The organism is Stieleria mannarensis, from assembly GCF_014154935.1.
Classification (GTDB): domain Bacteria; phylum Planctomycetota; class Planctomycetia; order Pirellulales; family Pirellulaceae; genus Stieleria; species Stieleria mannarensis.
On record NZ_JACEHH010000027.1, the window covers coordinates 45,062 to 63,614 of the forward strand.

Annotated in this window: 16 protein-coding genes; 6 read left to right on the forward strand and 10 right to left on the reverse strand. The window is 58.5% G+C overall.

Features of this window, described 5'->3' with window-relative positions:
- Positions 1–28: 28 nt before the first annotated feature.
- The 4 genes from H1B37_RS18545 to ftsH form a co-directional block, all read right to left on the reverse strand.
- A complete protein-coding gene (locus H1B37_RS18545; RefSeq protein WP_182868154.1) occupies positions 29–775 on the reverse strand; it encodes a ZIP family metal transporter in 747 nt (248 codons plus the stop codon).
- Positions 776–913: 138 nt separating this feature from the next.
- Entirely contained in the window at positions 914–1,390 is a 477-nt protein-coding gene (locus H1B37_RS18550) for a hypothetical protein (RefSeq protein WP_182868155.1), read from the reverse strand.
- Positions 1,391–1,561: 171 nt separating this feature from the next.
- The gene (locus H1B37_RS18555; protein ID WP_182868156.1) at positions 1,562–2,164 is read right to left on the reverse strand and encodes a hypothetical protein; all 603 of its coding nucleotides are present in this window, start codon (positions 2,162–2,164) and stop codon (positions 1,562–1,564) included.
- 105 nt (positions 2,165–2,269) lie between these two features.
- Positions 2,270–4,255 carry an ATP-dependent zinc metalloprotease FtsH gene (gene ftsH, locus H1B37_RS18560; protein WP_182868157.1) on the reverse strand — a complete coding sequence of 662 codons (1,986 nt, stop codon included), beginning with the start codon at positions 4,253–4,255 and terminating at the stop codon, positions 2,270–2,272.
- Positions 4,256–4,719: 464 nt separating this feature from the next.
- Here ftsH and H1B37_RS18565 point away from each other — a divergent pair, with 464 nt between their 5' ends.
- Entirely contained in the window at positions 4,720–5,256 is a 537-nt protein-coding gene (locus H1B37_RS18565; RefSeq protein WP_182868158.1) for a DUF2267 domain-containing protein, read from the forward strand.
- A 16-nt stretch (positions 5,257–5,272) separates the two neighbouring features.
- Here H1B37_RS18565 and H1B37_RS18570 read toward each other — a convergent pair whose 3' ends face one another.
- The gene (locus tag H1B37_RS18570; protein WP_182868159.1) at positions 5,273–5,560 is read right to left on the reverse strand and encodes a hypothetical protein; all 288 of its coding nucleotides are present in this window, start codon (positions 5,558–5,560) and stop codon (positions 5,273–5,275) included.
- Positions 5,561–5,894: 334 nt separating this feature from the next.
- Here H1B37_RS18570 and H1B37_RS18575 point away from each other — a divergent pair, with 334 nt between their 5' ends.
- Positions 5,895–6,152 (forward strand): hypothetical protein, encoded by a 258-nt coding sequence (locus H1B37_RS18575; protein ID WP_182868160.1) that lies wholly within the window; start codon positions 5,895–5,897, stop codon positions 6,150–6,152.
- An 85-nt stretch (positions 6,153–6,237) separates the two neighbouring features.
- On the opposite strand, the gene H1B37_RS18580 is transcribed toward H1B37_RS18575, so the two are convergent.
- Positions 6,238–7,371 carry an ATP-binding protein gene (locus tag H1B37_RS18580; RefSeq protein ID WP_182868161.1) on the reverse strand — a complete coding sequence of 378 codons (1,134 nt, stop codon included), beginning with the start codon at positions 7,369–7,371 and terminating at the stop codon, positions 6,238–6,240.
- A 423-nt stretch (positions 7,372–7,794) separates the two neighbouring features.
- Between H1B37_RS18580 and H1B37_RS18585 the strand changes: the two genes are divergently transcribed.
- The gene (locus tag H1B37_RS18585; protein WP_182868162.1) at positions 7,795–8,442 is read left to right on the forward strand and encodes a response regulator transcription factor; all 648 of its coding nucleotides are present in this window, start codon (positions 7,795–7,797) and stop codon (positions 8,440–8,442) included.
- Positions 8,443–8,986: 544 nt separating this feature from the next.
- Here H1B37_RS18585 and amrS read toward each other — a convergent pair.
- Positions 8,987–10,129 carry an AmmeMemoRadiSam system radical SAM enzyme gene (amrS, locus tag H1B37_RS18590; RefSeq protein ID WP_182868163.1) on the reverse strand — a complete coding sequence of 381 codons (1,143 nt, stop codon included), beginning with the start codon at positions 10,127–10,129 and terminating at the stop codon, positions 8,987–8,989.
- A gap of 149 nt (positions 10,130–10,278) precedes the next feature.
- Here amrS and H1B37_RS18595 point away from each other — a divergent pair, with 149 nt between their 5' ends.
- Positions 10,279–10,758, forward strand: a complete 480-nt coding sequence (locus H1B37_RS18595) for a MarR family winged helix-turn-helix transcriptional regulator (RefSeq protein ID WP_182868164.1) — start codon at positions 10,279–10,281, stop codon at positions 10,756–10,758.
- A 107-nt stretch (positions 10,759–10,865) separates the two neighbouring features.
- Positions 10,866–11,783, forward strand: a complete 918-nt coding sequence (locus tag H1B37_RS18600) for a pirin family protein (protein WP_182868165.1) — start codon at positions 10,866–10,868, stop codon at positions 11,781–11,783.
- A gap of 368 nt (positions 11,784–12,151) precedes the next feature.
- Here the strand turns inward: H1B37_RS18600 and H1B37_RS18605 are convergent, their stop codons facing one another.
- Complete coding sequence (locus H1B37_RS18605) at positions 12,152–13,579, reverse strand: FAD-dependent oxidoreductase (RefSeq protein ID WP_182868166.1); 1,428 nt, start codon at positions 13,577–13,579, stop codon at positions 12,152–12,154.
- Between the two features lie 135 nt (positions 13,580–13,714).
- Here H1B37_RS18605 and H1B37_RS18610 point away from each other — a divergent pair, with 135 nt between their 5' ends.
- Positions 13,715–14,146 carry a hypothetical protein gene (locus tag H1B37_RS18610; protein WP_182868167.1) on the forward strand — a complete coding sequence of 144 codons (432 nt, stop codon included), beginning with the start codon at positions 13,715–13,717 and terminating at the stop codon, positions 14,144–14,146.
- Between the two features lie 281 nt (positions 14,147–14,427).
- On the opposite strand, the gene H1B37_RS18615 is transcribed toward H1B37_RS18610, so the two are convergent.
- On the reverse strand, positions 14,428–16,044 hold the full coding sequence (locus tag H1B37_RS18615; protein WP_182868168.1) for a 2Fe-2S iron-sulfur cluster-binding protein: 1,617 nt from the start codon (positions 16,042–16,044) through the stop codon (positions 14,428–14,430).
- A gap of 119 nt (positions 16,045–16,163) precedes the next feature.
- Positions 16,164–18,548 (reverse strand): NAD(P)H-dependent oxidoreductase subunit E, encoded by a 2,385-nt coding sequence (locus H1B37_RS18620; RefSeq protein WP_220498262.1) that lies wholly within the window; start codon positions 18,546–18,548, stop codon positions 16,164–16,166.
- Positions 18,549–18,553 lie beyond the last annotated feature (5 nt).

Below are 18,553 nucleotides of genomic sequence, written 5' to 3' on the forward strand. Positions count from 1 at the left end.
GATTGCATGGGAGATGCGATGCGTCACGTCAGCTGTGAGGAAACACCAGTCGCAGCACGAGCAGGAGCAAGACGCCGAGGACAAATGCGGCAAAGTGCAGGGCGTTCGTTCGGATGTCGTGGCTCTTCTTGATCTCCGGGATCAAGTCAGCCGCGGCAATGTACAGAAAATTTCCGGCCGCAAACGGAATCAGAAAAACGACATCGATTCGCGCGGAAGCGAAATAGGCGACAAGTCCCCCCGCGAGAAACGTGAGAGCCGAAACAAAGTTGTAGACCAGAGCCGTTGACTTCGACCAGCCGCCGTGAACGAGGACACCAAAGTCACCCAATTCTTGCGGCACTTCGTGTGCGGCGGCCGCCAACCAGGCAACAAGCCCCAGTCGAAAGTTGATCAAGAAGCTTGCGCCGACAAACAGCCCACCGATGAAATTGTGAACGGCGTCGGCGATTAAGATCAGGTACGTCAACGGCTGTCGTTCGCTCGGTGCCTGCGAATGGCTATGGTGCCAGTTCAGGAATTGTTCCAGCGCCAGAAAAAGGATGAACCCGGCAACCAACCAAATGTACAGAGCCAGAGCGTTGTCCATCGCCTCCACCGCCGCCGGAATCATGTGAAACGACGCCCCACCGATCAGCGAACCTGCAGCGAAGGCCACTAGCGGGAGCAGAATCCGATCCAACGTTTGTTGCTTCAAGACCAACGTCACACTGCCGACCAAAGCAATGCAGCTCATCAAGAAACCAAACAGGATGATCCAAAGCAGCGTCGTCATCGTGGAGTGGCTCAGGCATCAAAATAAGACGAAACCCTCCCTGGCAGGGAGGGTCGAGCGTAGCGAGGGGAGGGGCGATGGGTGGTGTTTGATCGAATCCGAGCCGCAGCCAACCCTCCCCGCTCCTGGCACATCTCGCTACCGATGCATCTCTTCGGAATCTGCGGCTTCCGGGGCTTGATGCGTGACTTTCTCACGTTCGTCCCGTTCGGCCTCTTGCACGAAAAGATACAGGTAGGGGATGTTGATCAACACGGCCAATAGGAATCCCGCGGTGGCGACGGCTCCGACCAAGGGCCAGTCGAACAAGGCTGCGGCAATGATGAAGGTTCCGACCGCCAGCAAGAACACAATGCCGAGTCCTGTCAAGATTCCGGCGTCCTGAACATCGAGTTCGATTTCTTTTTTCGAAATGGATTGCTGACCGGGTTCTCGTATCGCAGTCGCCCTGGACTGGCGTTCAAGCAGACCGAGTACGACATCGATCACAAATAGAATCGGGATAGGAATCGCCCCCAGGTAAGCCGCCGGCCGGACAAAAAGAAACATTACGATGGTCGATACCAGCGCGACGATTAGCAACCAGCGCACCGTCGTCTTCGCGCGTCGCATCATGATGTGAGCATCTGGTTCTCCCAGGACGGGTTGGGTCGTTGATGTCGAGTTCATAATCTTTCTCACTGCCTAAGACCTAATTGGGACGACGCAGCACCAACGTTGCATCGCGGTCGTGCGTCGCCTGAATAATGCTCTCACCAGGATTCCTCTGCCGAAATGCCTGGCGAGCTACATGCCTGATTCCATCGCTTGCTTCAAGAGACTGAGCTGAGCCATCACGGTGTGGTGGTGCTTCTTGATCCGTTCGTGTGCTTGACTCTGAGTTTCATGCTGCCGTGCTCGCCGGGCGTGTTCTTCCGCGAACGCCTCTTCGTCGTGTTCGTTGCTCGCTCCCGTCACGTACCCAAACATCGCTTGGTCGTGCTTGCGTTCAACGCATTGATGCTGCTCGATCACTTCCGCGTGATTTTGCACCGCTTCGCCGTGCATCCGGATGAGCTCTTCCATTTGTTTTAATTGGGCGACTGCTTGCTGATGTTCCTGCTGCCATTGTGCGATGTCCTGCAACCAATTGGTGTGGTCGTGATCCCAGTGCCGATGATCAGCCCGCATCGTCGCAAAAGTGCTGACTTCTGTTGCCATGGTTCTTCCTTTCTTATGGGTCAGGTGAAAAGGGAAACAGTGGATCAAAAGGAGCAAACCTCGGGCCAGCGGCCGCTGGTCATAGGCCATTACACTGGGATTTCGCATATTTATTGCGAACCCGTGCAGTGTGAATTGTCCTTCAAATGATCTTGCAAAAGAAAAGCCGATCGGCTGTGATCGATTCATCACAAGACCGTGCACGGCACGTGCGGTGGCGGATCAAGTTGTGCAAAATTGCACGGCGTGCCTGAGGTGTGCACCCTCACCGATCGAGAAATCCACGTGGTCCGCTCAGGCCGGCCGGGATTCAACGGCCCCTTCGTCTGGCTGTCTACGGCAGGTCTGATCGTGCGGCGGCCGTGTGTCGCGATGGATCAGTTGTTGGAGCTCTTCGGCCGTCAAGGTTTCGCGCTGGAGCAAGGCTTGTGCGATCGCTTCGACGCTTTCCCAGTGATCACCGATCATCTGCTCGGCGTCGTGGTAGGCCTCGTTGACCAAGGTTTGGATCGCATCGTCGATTTGCTTTGCCGTCTGTTCGCTATATCCACGGTCGACCAGCAACCGTTCCTCTTCGGCATCGGTGGCGACGCGAACAAATCCGATGTCGTCGGACATGCCCCACATCCGCACCATGCGATCGGCCAGTTCGGTCAGTTTTTTGATGTCGTCTTCGGCACCCGAAAACGCGTCGCCGGTCTTTCGCATCTCGGCGATCCGACCGCCGCACAGCACTCGCATTGTCGCCAAGATGTACTTTCGTCCATACGTGTAACGCTCTCTCTCGGGCAGCGCGAACGTGGCACCGAGTGCGCGCCCTCGAGGGACGATGGTGACTTTTTCAACCGGATCGGCGTCCGGCAATAGCGATTCCAGCAACGCGTGTCCGGCCTCGTGGTAGGCGCTGATGGTTCGTTGCTGTGCGTCAATTTCCCGACTGGTTTGGGCGCGTCCGAATTTCAGTTTGTCGCGTCCGCGTCGCATGTCTTCCATCGTCACCGCGGATTTGTCACTCAAGGTGGCAATGATCGCAGCTTCGTTGACCATGGCTTTCAAGTCAGCGCCGGAGAACATGGGGGTCGCGCGGGACAACTCCTGCAAATTCACATCGTCGGCCAGTTTGACTTGCTTGGTGTGGATCCGCAGGATGTCTTGCCGGCCCTTGGTATCGGGAAGCGGCACGTCGACTTGACGGTCGAATCGTCCGGGTCGCACCAGCGCCGGATCGAGCACATCGGGGCGGTTGGTCGCGGCGATGACAATGACTTGGTCGTGGGGTTCAAAGCCGTCCATTTCCGAGAGAATGGCGTTGAGCGTTTGTTCGCGTTCGCCGTGGCCGCCGCCCGCGATCAATTCCAGCCCTCGTTTGCGACCGATCGAATCGATTTCGTCGAGAAAAATGATACACGGCTCACTGTGTTTGGCTTGTTCGAACAAGTCACGGACGCGACGCGCCCCCACACCGACGAACATCTCCATGAAATCGGAACCCGATATCGAGAAGAAGGGGACGTCGGCCTGGCCGGCGATGGCGCGGGCCAACAGTGTTTTGCCACAACCGGGCGGTCCGAGCAGCAATACACCGCGTGGGATGCGGGCGCCGATCTTTTGAAACCGGCCAGGGTTTTGCAAGAACTCAATGATCTCGCCGATCTCCGCCTTGGCTTCGTCGATCCCCGCGACGTCATCAAGGGTGACGTTGACGGTGTCCTTGGATGCCATGTGGTGCTGTGATCTGCCGAAGCCACCCAACATTCCGCTGCCGCCTTCGCCGAAGGTCTGGCGCGTTCGGTACAGCAGGAACCAGAAAAACGCGATCAACACGATCATCGGCAGCCAACTGAGCAGAATCGTCCACCATCGGCTGACCGAGGTGTCGAGCCGGTAGGGGACCTGCAAGCCATCGATCTGCTGGATGAACCAATCTCGGTTCTCGCTGTCGATGGCGACGAACACGGGGACCGGCTGATCGGGCTGTTTGGCGATCGACAGGGACTTCTCCGGAACGAAGTCGGCTTTCAGTGTGGCTTCCACGCGGTCATCGCGGATCGTGACACTGTCCGGATCAATCGCTTGATCGACAAGCAGCTTCTTAAAACCCGTCCACGAGGGAATCTCCTGACGAGCCGAATCCACCGTCCTCAGTTGCAGTGCGATCAACAATCCGACCGTCAGTGCGATCCACCAGAACAGTGGCGAAAAGGATCCGTGGCCGCGGAAAGACGTGCCCGAATCGTCGTCGCGACGGTCGGCCGGTTTGGGAGCGGGCGGTTGGGGCATGGTCAATGGATCGCGCGGGGACGTTTCGAAAGTTGATTGAGTCGCGGGACGTTATGACGAGGTGCTCGCCGCGAGCCGTTGTGGTTTGCTGAGCCCGCAACGCGGCCGCCATCCGCTTGTTGATCGTGCATTTCGATTCAGCTGACGACGTGCGCGGTGCCGCCCCCTTCTGATCGCCTGGGCGACGGTTCGGACCGCCCATCGTCCCTGGGCGGTCTTGTTGCACAGGCTGTGCCAATCCGTTTTGTGGCGACTTTGCCGGCCTGCCCCTGTGTTCTTTAGCTTGCTGGAGTGCCTCGACCGTGCGGTCATGCACGCCCTGGGAACTCGGAGCGTGCTGCAGCGACTCGCTTTGTGAAATCCGATAGGATGAACGGTGTGGGGGCTAACTTTCGGGATCACTTCGGCCCGCAACTTGCATTGACGGTTCGGTGTTCCCCGACGCTTTCAAGGAGCACTAAATCATGGCTGGCAAAGTCGTTTATCAGAACGTGCACGGTATCGAGGAGTGTTTCATCATCGCCGACGATGAGCCCGGCGATGAATCTGGGGTTCCCAAGGTGTCACACCGTCCGCACAAGAACGTTCCCGCGCTCGCTGCGACGGTTCAAAAGACAAAGCATTGGATCAAAGACTTGATGCGGGAATTGGAATGGGAAGATGCGCGGAGGGCGTATCACGGTCTGTCGGTGGTGTTGCACGCCTTGCGAGACCGTTTGACGATTCACGAGACCGCTGACCTGGCCTCGGAGTTGCCGATGCTGCTTCGTGGAATGTTCTACGAAGGCTGGCAACCGGACCATGTTCCCGTCAAAGACCGCTCCAAAGCCGCGTTTTTGACGCATGTTTCCGACGCCTTTCCGGATGATCCCGAGGTGGAGGCGGAGCGGTTGACACGCGCCGTGCTGAAGGTCCTTGCGGACCGCGTCAGCAAAGGAGAGATCAATGACATCCGTGCGGTCATCCCCGAGTCGCTGCGTGAACTGTTTCCCAGACGTTGAATGCACCGGTCGCATTTCAACGATCGGGCTCACGCGACGAATCCGTTTGAGTTGGTGGTCCCTCGATTGATGCCGCGGTCTCTCGGTTGGTCGACAGGTGATGGAGATGGAGAGATGCGGGGTGCGGGAATGCCTTGCGATCGAACGGATGATGGAGTTGCTCGCCGGCGCGAAATCGAGCCTGCATCACGGCGAGTTTTTCGGGCGTTCCGGGAATCGCGAGCGTGGGCGTCGGGAGTTGCCACGGTTCGGATCCCGTGTCATTGGTGTGGGGACAACATTGGTTGTGGACAGGCCGTTGCATCGCTCTTCATGCTCCGTTGATCTCGGGTGTGGCGGTGCGGTAAATGTCAGCATTCAGCTGCGCCCCGTTCAAAGACAAACCCTGGAAACGTTTGCTGACAAAATCGCAAGGTCACCGGTTTCGAGGAGTCAGTGTCAAGGCGGGCGGAATCAACTGGAATCAGGGACACGCGGAATGGCATGTAGGGAATGTCACCACAGACCGATTCAAAACACGACAAGGGGACGTGAGTTGCGAATCATTGATTCGCCGGTTTGTTATCATGACGTGATGCAGGGCGGCACCTTCCGTCGAGTGAATGTTCGGGCGATCTCCTCTCCCCAAGGAATTGACGATGCCACACTCAACGCAACAAACAGTGATCGAGTTTATGGGCGGTCCGTTGGACGGGCATCGCGAACCGCTGGCGGTCAATGTCGAACGTCTACCCGAGAAGATCGTTTGCTACATCAGTGCGAACATCTTTCGCCAGCTTGAGGGCGGGCAGCACGAGTATGAAACCGTGGTCACCAGTCGGGTGATCTACCAGCGCGAGAACCAGAAGCATCAATGGAATTACGCGTTCGCGGGTTCGTTTGCGCCCCGGCGATAACAGTCCGCCGACAATCATCGCAACAATTGGTCGGACATCAAAAGACGCCCCCGCAGGACGGGGCGAATCCTGCGGGGGCCTTGCTTCAGGAGTTCCCAAAGCAAGTGAGTGGCTCTTCGAGTTGGGCCGTATCAGCACGACGGCAATCGTCGGATCGAGACTGCAGCGAAAACGAAATGGTGGCGCCGGCGGTGACGCGGGGCACAATGGCAATGCGTCCACCGTGCTGGTCGATGATGCGTTTACAGATCGCAAGCCCGAGACCCGTCCCCGTCTTTTTGGTGGTGAAGAACGGTTCAAACGCCTGCTCGCGCTGGTGCTTGGAGAATCCAGCGCCGTTGTCGTGGACGGCGATTTCCATCATACATTCATTTCGGATGGTGGTCTGTTCGGCAACGATACGGATGCGACCCGCCCCCGCGCCGGCCGCGTTTTCGATCAGATTGCGGAACACCTGTTCGATGCGAATCGGATCCAGGACGACGACGTGATCGGGGACCTCCAATTCAACCGTGACGCCGGCGAAGTTCGGGGATAGGCGAAGGCTATCGATGGCCGCTTGGACGATGCTCTTCAAGCTGCACGGTCGCGGGTGCAGTTCGATCAAGGCGCTGAATTCGCGTAATTCCTCGAACATGCATTGCAAACCATCACATGCCTTTTCAATGGCCGTTAGATCGTCGAGCAAGGCTGCATTGTCTCCGGCATCCATCCGAATCAGATCAACCCGACTCTTGATGCACTGCAGGGCGTTGCGACTCTCGTGACCGACCGATGCGACCACTTCTCCGATCGCGGCAAGCCGTTCCGCCTGGGCGGCTCGGTGCTCCGCTTCGGCCAGCTGTCGGATCCGCGTGAGACTGGCGCGGAGAGCATCGGGGCGGATCGGTTTGACAATGTAATCCGACGCGCCCTCGCGCAAGGCGGTGATCGTTCCGCCCAAATCCGCGTCACCGGTCACGACGATGCACATCGCATCGGGGGCGAGCTGGTTCAACCGCGGCAACAAATCGTCGGCGGTTCCGTCGGGAAGGTGTCGATCCAGGATAATCGTGGTGAATTGGTCCAGGTTTCGATGAGCCAGCGTCTCGGCCACGGTGCTCACGCCAGAAACTGAGTAGCCGTCAAGTTCCAGAATGTCACACAAATTCGCCCGTGTATCGTCGTCGTCTTCGACGACCAGGATCTGATCGGGGGCGCGGCGATCTGCATTCGGCATGGCTAATTCCGGTCGCTCGAATTGGCACGATGATTCGGCGGATGCGGTCGGTGACTGCCGCAGCTGGACCCGGCTCTGCCTTGATCGGCAGGAGTCCCGATTCCGCAATGGGCTGATCTTTCCAAGGTATCGGTCCCGACCCGCTGCATTAGTCACGAAGCTACTTTGTCGAAGGTAGGGTTTCCCAGGATCGGCGTGTCAGGAAAAAAACGACTCGGTGAGACCTCGCCTGCGTCGTCTCGTTGCCATGTCGGTTGTCGGCAGCCACGGGATTTCCTTCGATCCTGCCCTCCGCGGAGTCAAATGGAACACAGGTTGCAATGTAGACTAAATTGGGGCCTTTGGATCCAGGGTGCGAGCCGGCAGCCGAGCCTGTTTGACGGCTCGTTCCCCACGCAAACTCTCAACGTGACAGAGTCCAAGATGCCCAGAATCGTCATCATTGATGACCACCCGTCAACTCGTGAAGGATTGATCAGTCGGATTGATTTGGAAGCCGATTTACAGGTTTGTGGCCAAGCCGATGACGTCAACGATGCACTGGAATTGATTCGTCGTCAACAGCCTGATCTTGCGGTCATCGACCTGTCCCTGAAAACGGGCAGTGGCATCGATTTGATCCGGATGCTCAAGGCAGACAAACTCAAGACGCACGTGTTGGTGTGGTCGATGTATGAAGATACGCTCTATGCCGAGCGTGCGTTGCGGGCCGGTGCGATGGGCTATATCAACAAAGTCAACGCAACCGATGCCATCGTCGACGCCATTCGCGCGGTCCTCAAGGGCGATGTGTACCTGAGTCCCGAGATGTCGGCAAAGGTGCTGCATCGTGTGGTGCACGGAAAGGACATGTTGCGGAAAATTCCGTCCGAGGCGCTGTCGGATCGTGAACTTCAAACGTTCGAGCTGATCGGCCGGGGAATGAAGACGGCTGATATCGCATCGTCGATGCAATTAAGCCCGAAGACGATCGAGACGTACCGATCGCGGATCAAGGAAAAACTGGAGCTGGATGACATGGCGGCACTCGCGCGTGAAGCCGTCCATTGGGTGATCGAAAATCGGGAGTGATCCCACGAATCGCCGTTCGGCAGCCTGCATCGAGCGACAAAGCACAAGCAGCTGGCGATGCAACGTCAAATGTCCATCAGGAATTTTCTGACACCATTTCGGGTGTCTATGTGACTGTCTGCGACGGTCGGCACGCATAGATTGAAGATTCAAGGTGGTCGCGATGTCGGCTGCGATGGAGGTCGATTGCGAGGGACGACGCAACTTTTTTCGACGGCGTTCACCTGCCCGGGGCACTCGTTTCTGAAATCCAAATCGGCGACACGTTTTTTCAAGGCGGACAATCGCGGTGAGCAGGAATCAGGTCTACTTTCGACAGGAATGCACGGTCTGTGGCCGCGGGATGCGGGTGCGAATTGAATTGCTCGGACGCGAAGTCTGTTGTGCCCATTGTGGTGCAATCGCCGTGGCTGGCGGCAGCCGTCAAACTGGAACTGCCCGGGCGGATCTGTCTGTGGAGCAGCGGATCGGAAACCTGGAACGCAAATCTCGACAGCTTGCGATGCGTTGAACATGCCGACCGAGACGCCGCGCGCGTTTCGTTTCACACGCGTGCCTCGGTTTCCAGCGATCTCAACAACGCCGCCGGATCGACCGGCACGCGTTTGGTGCCCCAGTGGCCCGGTTTTTCACCGAAGTGACCGGCGATCGTGTGGCCGCAGTTCCGACAGCGGTTCTGATCCAGTTGATAGGTGTCGATGTCGTACCAGCGACGTCCGATCAAGGGAGCCTTGCAGCCGGGACAGTACGTGCTTTGACGCTTCGGATCGTCGACGTTGCCGACATACACGTAATGCAGCCCCGTTTCGAGCGCGATCCGGCGGGCATCGACCAACGTCCGCGAGGGAGTCGGAGGAGTGTCCATCATCCGATAGTCGGGGTGAAACGCGGTGAAATGAAGCGGAACCTCGTCGCCGAGTTCGTCGTGGATCCACTGGCACATTCGCCGGATGTCGTCACGGTCATCATTTGCCCCCGGGATGACCAGATTGGTGATCTCAAGCCACACGGAACTCTCGTGCTTGATCCATTGCAACGTTTCCAGAATGGGCTGCAAGTGAGAGAGCGTCAGGTGCCGGTAGAAGTGCTCGGTGAACCCCTTCAAGTCGACGTTGGTTGCATCCATCACTTCGAAAAACGCTTGCCTGGGTTCGGCGCAAATAAAGCCTGCCGTCACGGCAATCGTTTTCAAGCCGCGATCGTGGCAGGCGTGAGCGGTGTCGATCGCGTATTCCGCCCAGATGACGGGATCGTTGTACGTGAAGGCAACACTGTCGCAGCCGAGCCGGACCGCCGCGTGTGCGATCATCTCGGGCGTCGCTTTCTGGCTCAGGCGATCGAGCACTTGTTTCGACTTGGTGATCTCCCAAGCCTGACAAAACTTGCAGCCCATGTTGCAACCGGCCGTGCCGAACGAGAGCACGCTGGTGCCGGGGAAAAAGTGGTGCAGCGGCTTTTTCTCAACCGGATCGATGCAGAATCCCGTGCTCCGCCCATAAGTATTCAATACCAATTGGCCGCCACAATTTTGGCGGACGAAGCAGAAGCCGTAGTCGCCGTCTTTGAGCGCACAGTGACGTGGGCACAAATCGCACACCACGCGTGCTTTTTGCCTGTGCCACCAGCGTGCCCGATGGCGATCTGAGACGGCCTTTCCGCCATGGGGAGGCGATTCGAGAGGGTTCATCGCTTCGCTCCTGGGTCCGATCATGTGCCTGGAGACGTCGATCGCAGAGCGGATGCAAATCTCGCGCCGGCTGGCCGACTCGAACGAGCTTGAGGCAGACGCGACGTGGCGGACTTGACAAAGTGTCTGTTGCAACATATATTTAAGGCATGGAACCGGACAAGGCAAAATCGTTGGCGGACGAGATCGGCAAACGCGGTCCGTTTGCCAGTCTGCAACAGGAGACGTACCTGAACCTGCTGCGGACCTCGACGCAATTGCACCGTGCGTTCGTTCAGCTGTTTGAATCGGTCGGGCTTTCCGATTCCCAGTACAACGTGCTGCGGATCCTGCAGGGAACCGGCAAGCCGATGCAGATTTACCAGATCGGCCAACACATGATCACGCCCCAGGCGGACATTTCGCGTCTGATCGATCGATTGGCCAAAGCAGAACTGGTCAAGCGGGAACGCTGTGACGAAGACCGCCGGGTCGTTTGGATCCAGTTGGCACCGAAAGGACGCGCGGCGCTGAAAAAACTGGCCAAACCGCTGGAGAAACTGCATCAGACGCAATTTCGGCACCTTTCCGATCAGGATCTGGCGACGTTGAACGAGTTGTTGTTTCGCGCGCGACAGAGCGAACCGTGAGCATTTTTTTTGGCCTGATATCTGTTGCAACAGATAGTTGCCGTCGCTTTGACGCCGACGCTATCAATCAATTTCCCTCTCCCCTCTTTGAAAATGAGAAAGCTTCGATGACCGATTCAACGACCAACGTGCGACAACCCAAACGCATCACCACGTCGCGACCGCTGGTGGAAGGCGCCGGTGTTCATCTGCATCGCGGGTTCGGTTTCGGCGAAACTGAACCGTTTGACCCTTTCCTGTTGTTTGATGACTTTCGCAACGAGGACCCCCAGCAGTACGTCAACGGGTTTCCCTGGCATCCGCATCGTGGAATCGAGACGATCACGTATGTCTTGGCCGGGACGGTCGACCACGCCGACAGCTTGGGCAACAGCGGACAGCTGGCGACGGGCGATATCCAGTGGATGACGGCCGGCAGCGGGATCATGCACCAAGAAATGCCGCACGGGGACGCCGAAGGTCGGATGCACGGGTTTCAGCTGTGGGCCAATCTTCCGGCCAAGCACAAGATGACCAAGCCACGCTATCAGGACATCAGTGCCAAGGATGTCCCGCTGGTGGTGGAGGACGACGGCACGAGTGTGCGAGTGCTGTGCGGAGATTTTTGGGGCAAACGCGGTCCGGTCGAAGGCGTCGCAGCCGACCCCCGTTACCTGGACATCAGTTTGCCCCCGAACACGACGCGATCGATTCCGATCGAAACGACGCGTCATGCGTTCGCGTACGTGTTCGCCGGATCGGTGCGATTCAAAGACGCGTCGGATCCACGCGACGTGCGGGTGGAAGACCCGATGAACCACGGAAAATCCTTAGACGAGTTTGCCGGAAATCGTTCCCTGGTGTTGTTCGACCAAGGCGATTCGATTCGCGTGGAGTCGGGCGAGGAAGGCGGCAGATTCTTGCTGGTTTCCGGTGAACCGATCAAGGAACCGGTCGCCTGGCGCGGCCCGATCGTGATGAACACGCAAGAGGAAATCCGGCAAGCCTGGCGGGAACTGAAGGAAGGATCGTTTATCAAGTCATGACCCTCCGATGGTCGCGAAAAGGAGGCAGCAATCGCTGGTGTGCAGGCGATAGAAGCCCACTGTCGCTGCGAGGGACGTCGATTGTATTACTCTAGCTTTTCGCAACCGATTTAGATTCTCTCCCTTTGGGAGAGACGGCGTTTGCGTAGCAAGCAAACGCCAGAGAGGGCTAGCGTTGTAAATTCGCCGCCGGCGTTGATACATGAAGCGGATCGAATGAATCAATGGTGTAGCGGAACTCGTCAAGAGTTTCGCCCGCGGCTGAAAACGGAAGTCTTGACGACTTCCGCTACGATCAAATCTGTCACTGATACAATCGATGTGCCAAGCAGCGACCGAGAATCGCCTAAAGGCTAGACACCAACGGCTTAGCTGTTTTCTTTTCGGATCGCTTGGACGGTTTGGTCGACGTTTTGGTAGGCAACGGTATGCGGGGCGGTTTGTGACTTGCTGGCGGTGGCGGCGGCGACGCCGGCGTATTCGCCCATCGCGACTGCGTTGCCGGTCACACGGTAACTCGAGTGCGCGATGAAGTCGCCGCTGATGCACCTTCCGGCCATCATCAGATTGTCCACCCCGGCGGCGACCAGCGCTCCCATCGGGATGTCGAACGGCTTGGCCCTGATTCCGCGGTTTCCGTAGCCGCCGTCGGTCTTCTTGAGCGCATGGATGTCGACGCAGAACCCGGACGTGCAGACGCTTTGGGGATCCTTTCGTCCCGCGACCACGTCGTCCTGCGTCACGCGACTGCGGCCCTGGATCCGACGGCCGTCGCGAACACCGATCTGTTCGGCGGTGGCGACCAAACGCAGGTCTTTCCACTCCGGCAGCGTCTGCAATCCCCTGACGATCTGATTCAGTTCGTTTCGTGCCCGAAAGGTTGCTTCGGTGATCGCGGCTGCATCATCGGGGCGGACGCCATATTCGTGATTCATCATCACCGAGGCGATCGAGCCGCCCATGTGAAACACGGTCGGCTTGGTGTAGCTCGGTTTGTAGCCGCCGCGTTCGATTTCGGCGCGGAAGCGGTCCTTGTGTTTTCCGTCGCTGCTGCCGGCACGCGTGTACTGGTGCAGCAATTCGGGCGGCGCCGAGATCACTCCCATCAACGACATCGGTTGGCAGGGACAGTCGTCTGCGCCAGCGCTATCACCAATTTCAAACTCACAACCGGCCAGCGCCCCGACGTCTCCGTCGCCCGTCGCGTCGATGACCACATCGGCCATCCAGGCTTGTCGGCCCGATTTGGATTCGGTCATCACACCCCGAATCCGATTGTTCGGGTCGAGATCCACCGCGACGACACGGGTGTGCAATTGGACGCCGATGCGAAGTTCGCTGACGAGCGTTTCCAACACCCACTTCATCGTTTCCACGTCATACATGTACGACAGCCACGTCCGCGGCCTCAGCGGGACGTGTCCGTACTGGTTGTTCGCCTGGTCCAGGCGGCGGATGAGTTCTTTGTTGAACCCCGGTTTGTCGGCATCGATGACATACGACAACATGCCGCTGGTCCAGACCCCGCCGAGACATCCGTGACATTCCAACAGTTGCACCGACGCACCGGCTCGGGCGGCGGCGATCGCCGCGCTGACGCCGGCCGGACCGCCGCCACAGACCAGCACGTCGCTGCGGCCGGCGATCGGTGTTTGGCGTTGTGGTTCGGTGATGGAATGGGGGGCGTGTCCCGATCCCGGCGCTTTCGAATCGGCTTCTGCCGACACCGCGAGTGCGTTCGCCGATCCGAGCACCGCGGCGGTTCCGAAAAGCATCTCACGTCGCTGTAGGGGCATGGTATTCTCTGGGAAGTGATTCTGCGATTGCGATTCGTTGACCCGCAATTGTAGCTGGCCGTGGTTTCTTCGGTGAACGCCGGTGTAAAATGCTCGACGGCAATTCTTTCGTATCAGAGCTTACCGAATCAGCCAGTGAAGCATCGCAGACCCACCGTCGCGTTCGGCAAATTGCTTTCGGTGTTGCCGCCGGTCTTGCTGGCGTTATTGCCCCGGCTGGCCTGTCCGTGTCAGTATCCGGCTTATGCGGGCTTGCTCGGTTGGTTGGGGCTGACGTTCTTGATGCAGGCGGTATACCTGTTTCCGATCACGGCGGCGTGTTTGACGTTTGCCGTCGGCGGGTTGGCGGTCGGTGCCCGGCACCGCCACGGTTACGCGCCGTTCGGCATCGGATTGTTGGCGGCGATCGGATTGATCGTCGGCAAGTTTGTGATCGCGTTTGATCCGATGGTCTACATGGCGATCGCGGTGTTGTTGGCCGCCTCGGTTTGGAATGCGTGGCCGAGCAATAAGCGATCCAAATTGCGATTTGACGCTGATGGTCATGTGACGGAGGGTGACCACTGAGTCGTTGCGGAGATCGGGTACGAAGATTTAGGAGGTAAGAAGATGATGAAATGCATCAGCCCTTCGAGATAGATAATTTTCCTACCCCAAAAAACTTCCTACCAGTCCGCTCAGCGACGGTGCCCGATCAAGTCGGTGGGAATCACGAGACGGTTGGCAGAATGATACGGGGCAGAATGATACGGGGCAGAATGATGGTGGGGCGGGTCGGCTGGCGACAAACCGTTGCTCTCACCGTCAACGTAAGAGGCAGGAAACTGACAGGCTGGAAGCCTATCCCACTATTTGTTCGCCTTGATGCGGCCGGGGATCTCAATTTGTGTCAGTTCCGGTGGCTGGCGACTGGGGGCGAATGACAATGCGGCGGTGGGACAGGCGTCGACACATTCTTCGGCCACTTTGGTCAACGCTTCATCGAGCTGACCTTCAAACGGCACGCTCAGCAAGACATCAAAGCCGCGACCGACGAAGGACAGTCCCAACGGTTCTTGAGCCCGCTCGGCGATCTTGATGCACAGTTCGCACTTGATGCACTTGCCCGGTTCGAACAACACCGACGAGGCCCGTCCGACAACTTCGTAAGGCCGTCGCACTCGGGGAAACCGATTCGGGTTGGCACCGTAAAATTCCGACCAGCGTTCCAGTTTGCACTTGTTGTGCGCCACACACCCACAGCCCAGACAGCGTTCGGATTGTTCCGTTGCATCACAGGAAACGTAGTCCGTGCCGGCGGCGGGGACGGAGCGCGGGGCGGGGGTGGAATTGGCCAAGAACTCGTCGATCTCGCCCGATTCCAAACGGCCGATGCGTGATGCAAAGTCGTGTCCCAGGCCGAGCTTTTTCCATCCGGCCAGGAATTGATGGATGATCGTTGCAGCTTCCTTCCCATCGGCCGTACTCCGCACCACCATTCCCTTGCCCCGCAATGCGTTGCCGACGGCGAACACGCCTCGACGGTTGGTCGCGTAGGTTTTCGAGTCGATGTCGATGCCCTTGCGACTCGACTTGATCCCCAATTGTTCGACCTGTGCCGGCGTCGTTTGGCCGATTGCCAGTAGCACCGCGTCAAATTCATCACACAACGCATCGAGTTCCTCTTTCGTGGTGATCGCTGTTTGCAATCGAACATCAACGCCCAGCCGGATGATCTGGTTGATTTCGGCATCCAAGATGTCGCGTGGCAAACTTCGTTCATCTTCTTCGCTGCGGAGTCGACCGCCCAACGCATCGTTTCGCTCGATCAAGGTGCAGGTGTGTCCGGCACGGCGCAGGTAAAACGTGCCGGCCAGGCCACTGGGCCCGGCGCCGACGATCGCCACCCGTTTCCCCGTCGCCGGCTTGCAGGGCGGCAGATAGGGATCGTCGCTGGCCAAATCGACATCCGCGACGTAGCGTTTCAGATCGCAGATCGCCACGGGACCGTCGGCGGTCTTGCGCCGACATCCCTTTTCACACGGCTTGGGGCAGACGCGGCCGAGCACCGCCGGCAAGGCGATGTCCGCTTTGATGGTGACGATGGCATCACGCAAGTTTTCATGGCTGATCTGGTCCAACATCAGCGGGATATCCATGTGTGCCGGGCAGGCAAAGTCACACGGGGCACGACAGTCACCGACGTGTTCGCTGAGCAGCAACTCCAGCGCCGTCCGTCGCACGTCGCGAATCTCTTCACTCTCGTTTTCGATCTCCATCCCCTCGACGACCTTGGTCCCACAGGCCGAGATCAACCGGCCGGACCGGCAATCCTTGACCGTGCAGACCTGGCACGAATTGGAGGGCTCGTAGCCTTGGAGATAACACAGCGTCGGGATTTCAACACCCACAAGCGCGGCGGCATCGACGAGGTTCGATCCCGGCGGGACGTCGATTTCGCGATCATCGATTTTGATTTTCACCACGGCGGGGGACCTCGTTCAGGACGCGATGTTAAAACGTGATGGCACGGGCATACGTGTTGGTGTCCAGGCTTTCGCCGCCCACTGTCGCTGCATCGCAGCGACCGGGAATCGCCTCAGGGCTAAACACCAACGTTTTTCGGTTCGGAGGTGATGTAAACAGCGTCTTCGGGACAGACCTGGTAGCAACTGTCACAACGTGTGCAGCGATCCAGGTCAATGGAGTGTCGGTCGTAGGGAGTCATCGGGATGGCGTCGACGGGACAGTGTTGGGCACAAAGCGTGCATCCGATGCATTTGTCGTTGATGCGGTAGTCGATCAGATCGACGCACTTTCCGGCCGGGCAGTAGCCATTGATGTGGGCTTCGTATTCGTCGCGAAAGTACTTCAACGTGGACAGGATGGGGTTAGGCGCCGTCTTGCCAAGACCGCAAAGGCTGCCGGCGCAGACCGACGTCGACAACGCTTCGAGCTGTTCCAGATCACCTCGCTTGCCTGCTCCGGTGCACAGCCGATCCAGGATGTCCAGCAAGCGTCGCGTGCCGACACGACAGAACGTACACTTGCCGCAGGATTGGTCTTGGGTAAATTTCAGGAAGTAGCGGGCGATGTCGACCATGCAGTCTTTGTCATCGAGTACCACCAAACCGCCGCTGCCCATGATCGAGCCGACCGCCGACAACGATTCATAATCGATTTGCGTGTCGGCCAGTTCCGCGGGGACACAGCCGCCGGAGGGCCCGCCGATCTGGACGGCTTTGAAGGTTCGACCGGGCTCCACTCCGCCCCCGATGTCCTGGACGATCTGACGGATCGTGATTCCCATCGGGACTTCGATCAGACCGCCGTTGCGGACCTTGCCGGCCAGGGCAAACGCTTTGGTGCCCTTGCTGGTTTCCGTCCCCAGCTTGGCTAGCTCTTTGCCGCCGTGTCGCAGGATCCAGGGAATCGTGGCGTAGGTTTCGACGTTGTTGATCAGCGTCGGTTTTTCCCACAGTCCGCTCTCGGCCGGAAACGGTGGTCGAATCCGCGGCGTCCCGCGTCCGCCTTCGATCGAGTGGATCAGCGCCGTCTCCTCGCCGCAAATGTAGGCGCCGGCCCCTTCGCGAATCTGAAGCGTCAACTTGAAATCGGTTCCCATCACCGAGTCGCCGAGGATCCCGCCGCGCTGGCAGAGGTCGATCGCGCCACGAATCCGCTCGACCGCCAGCGGGTATTCGGCCCGCACGTAAAAAATTCCTTCGTGGGCGTCGACGGTGCAGGCGGCGATGGCCATGCCCTCGATCACGCGAAACGGAATCGATTCCAACAGCACCTTGTCCATGAACGCACCGGGATCGCCCTCGTCGCCGTTACAGATGACGTACTTGGTCGGGCTATCTTGGGCGCGAACGGTGCGCCACTTGGCATGCGTCGGGAACCCGGCACCACCGCGACCACGCAGCCCGCTCGTTTCAAGCTCGTCCAGGATCTGATCGGGTTGGAGTTGTGTCAGGCATTTCTTCAACGATTCGAATCCGCCGTGGCGAATGTACTCGTCCAAATCCAGTGGATCGATCGCGTCCAGCAAGTCCAACGTCAGATGCTTTTGTGGACCGATGAACGCGTCGATCACGCCGTCCCGCGCCCCTTGATGCTTTTGCAAGACGTCCTGGTCTTCATCGGACTGCAGCCAATCGAGTATCCGCGAAGCGGCGTATCGAATTGGCTTGGAGATGCCTTTGGGCCGAAAATGCTTCAAGACGATCTTTCGCGCCATGTCGGGATTGACGTTGGTGTAGGTCTGTGACGCGCCGTCGGGCGAGACCAGTTCCACCAGCGGTACTTTGCTGCAAATCCCGGTGCAGCCGATCTGTTTGACATACGCGTCACCGCCGGATTCATCGATCGCATCGCACAGTGCTTCATGCACCTTGTCGCTGCCCAGTGCCAGACAACAGGATCCCAGACCGACGCGGACTTCAGTTGTCCGGGGACCTTGCGGCTGTGAGACCGGGCGATGGACGGCGGAGAGTTTGACGAAATCGGCTTCGTCGTATTCCTGCAACATCCGCGGCGTCGTTTGGGAACTGACATGACCGAAGATCGCGTCGTCGATTTGCACGACCGGGCCGAGCGTGCAGCACCCCAGACAGGCCACCTTCTGGACCGTGAACTCGCCATCGGGATCGGTGTCTTCGTGCGGAGCGAGCTGAAGCTCGTGACGAATCGCATCGTCAACCAGGTCGGCTCCTTTGACGTGACAAGCCGTTCCGGTGCAGACGCTGATCATGTGGCGACCGACCGGGCGATGCCGAAAGTGATCGTAGAACGACGCCACCCCGGTGATCGATGCCGGTGTGATTTCGGTCAGTTCACAAACCCGTCGCAGCGCCTCTTGGGGCAGATAGCGATATTCCCTCTGCACCGCGTGCAGGATGGGGATGACGGCATCGGGCGTGCGACCTTCTTGTTGGACAATTCGGTCGACGGGCGACAAGTCGATCATGTTGGTCGTGGTGATCATTCGGG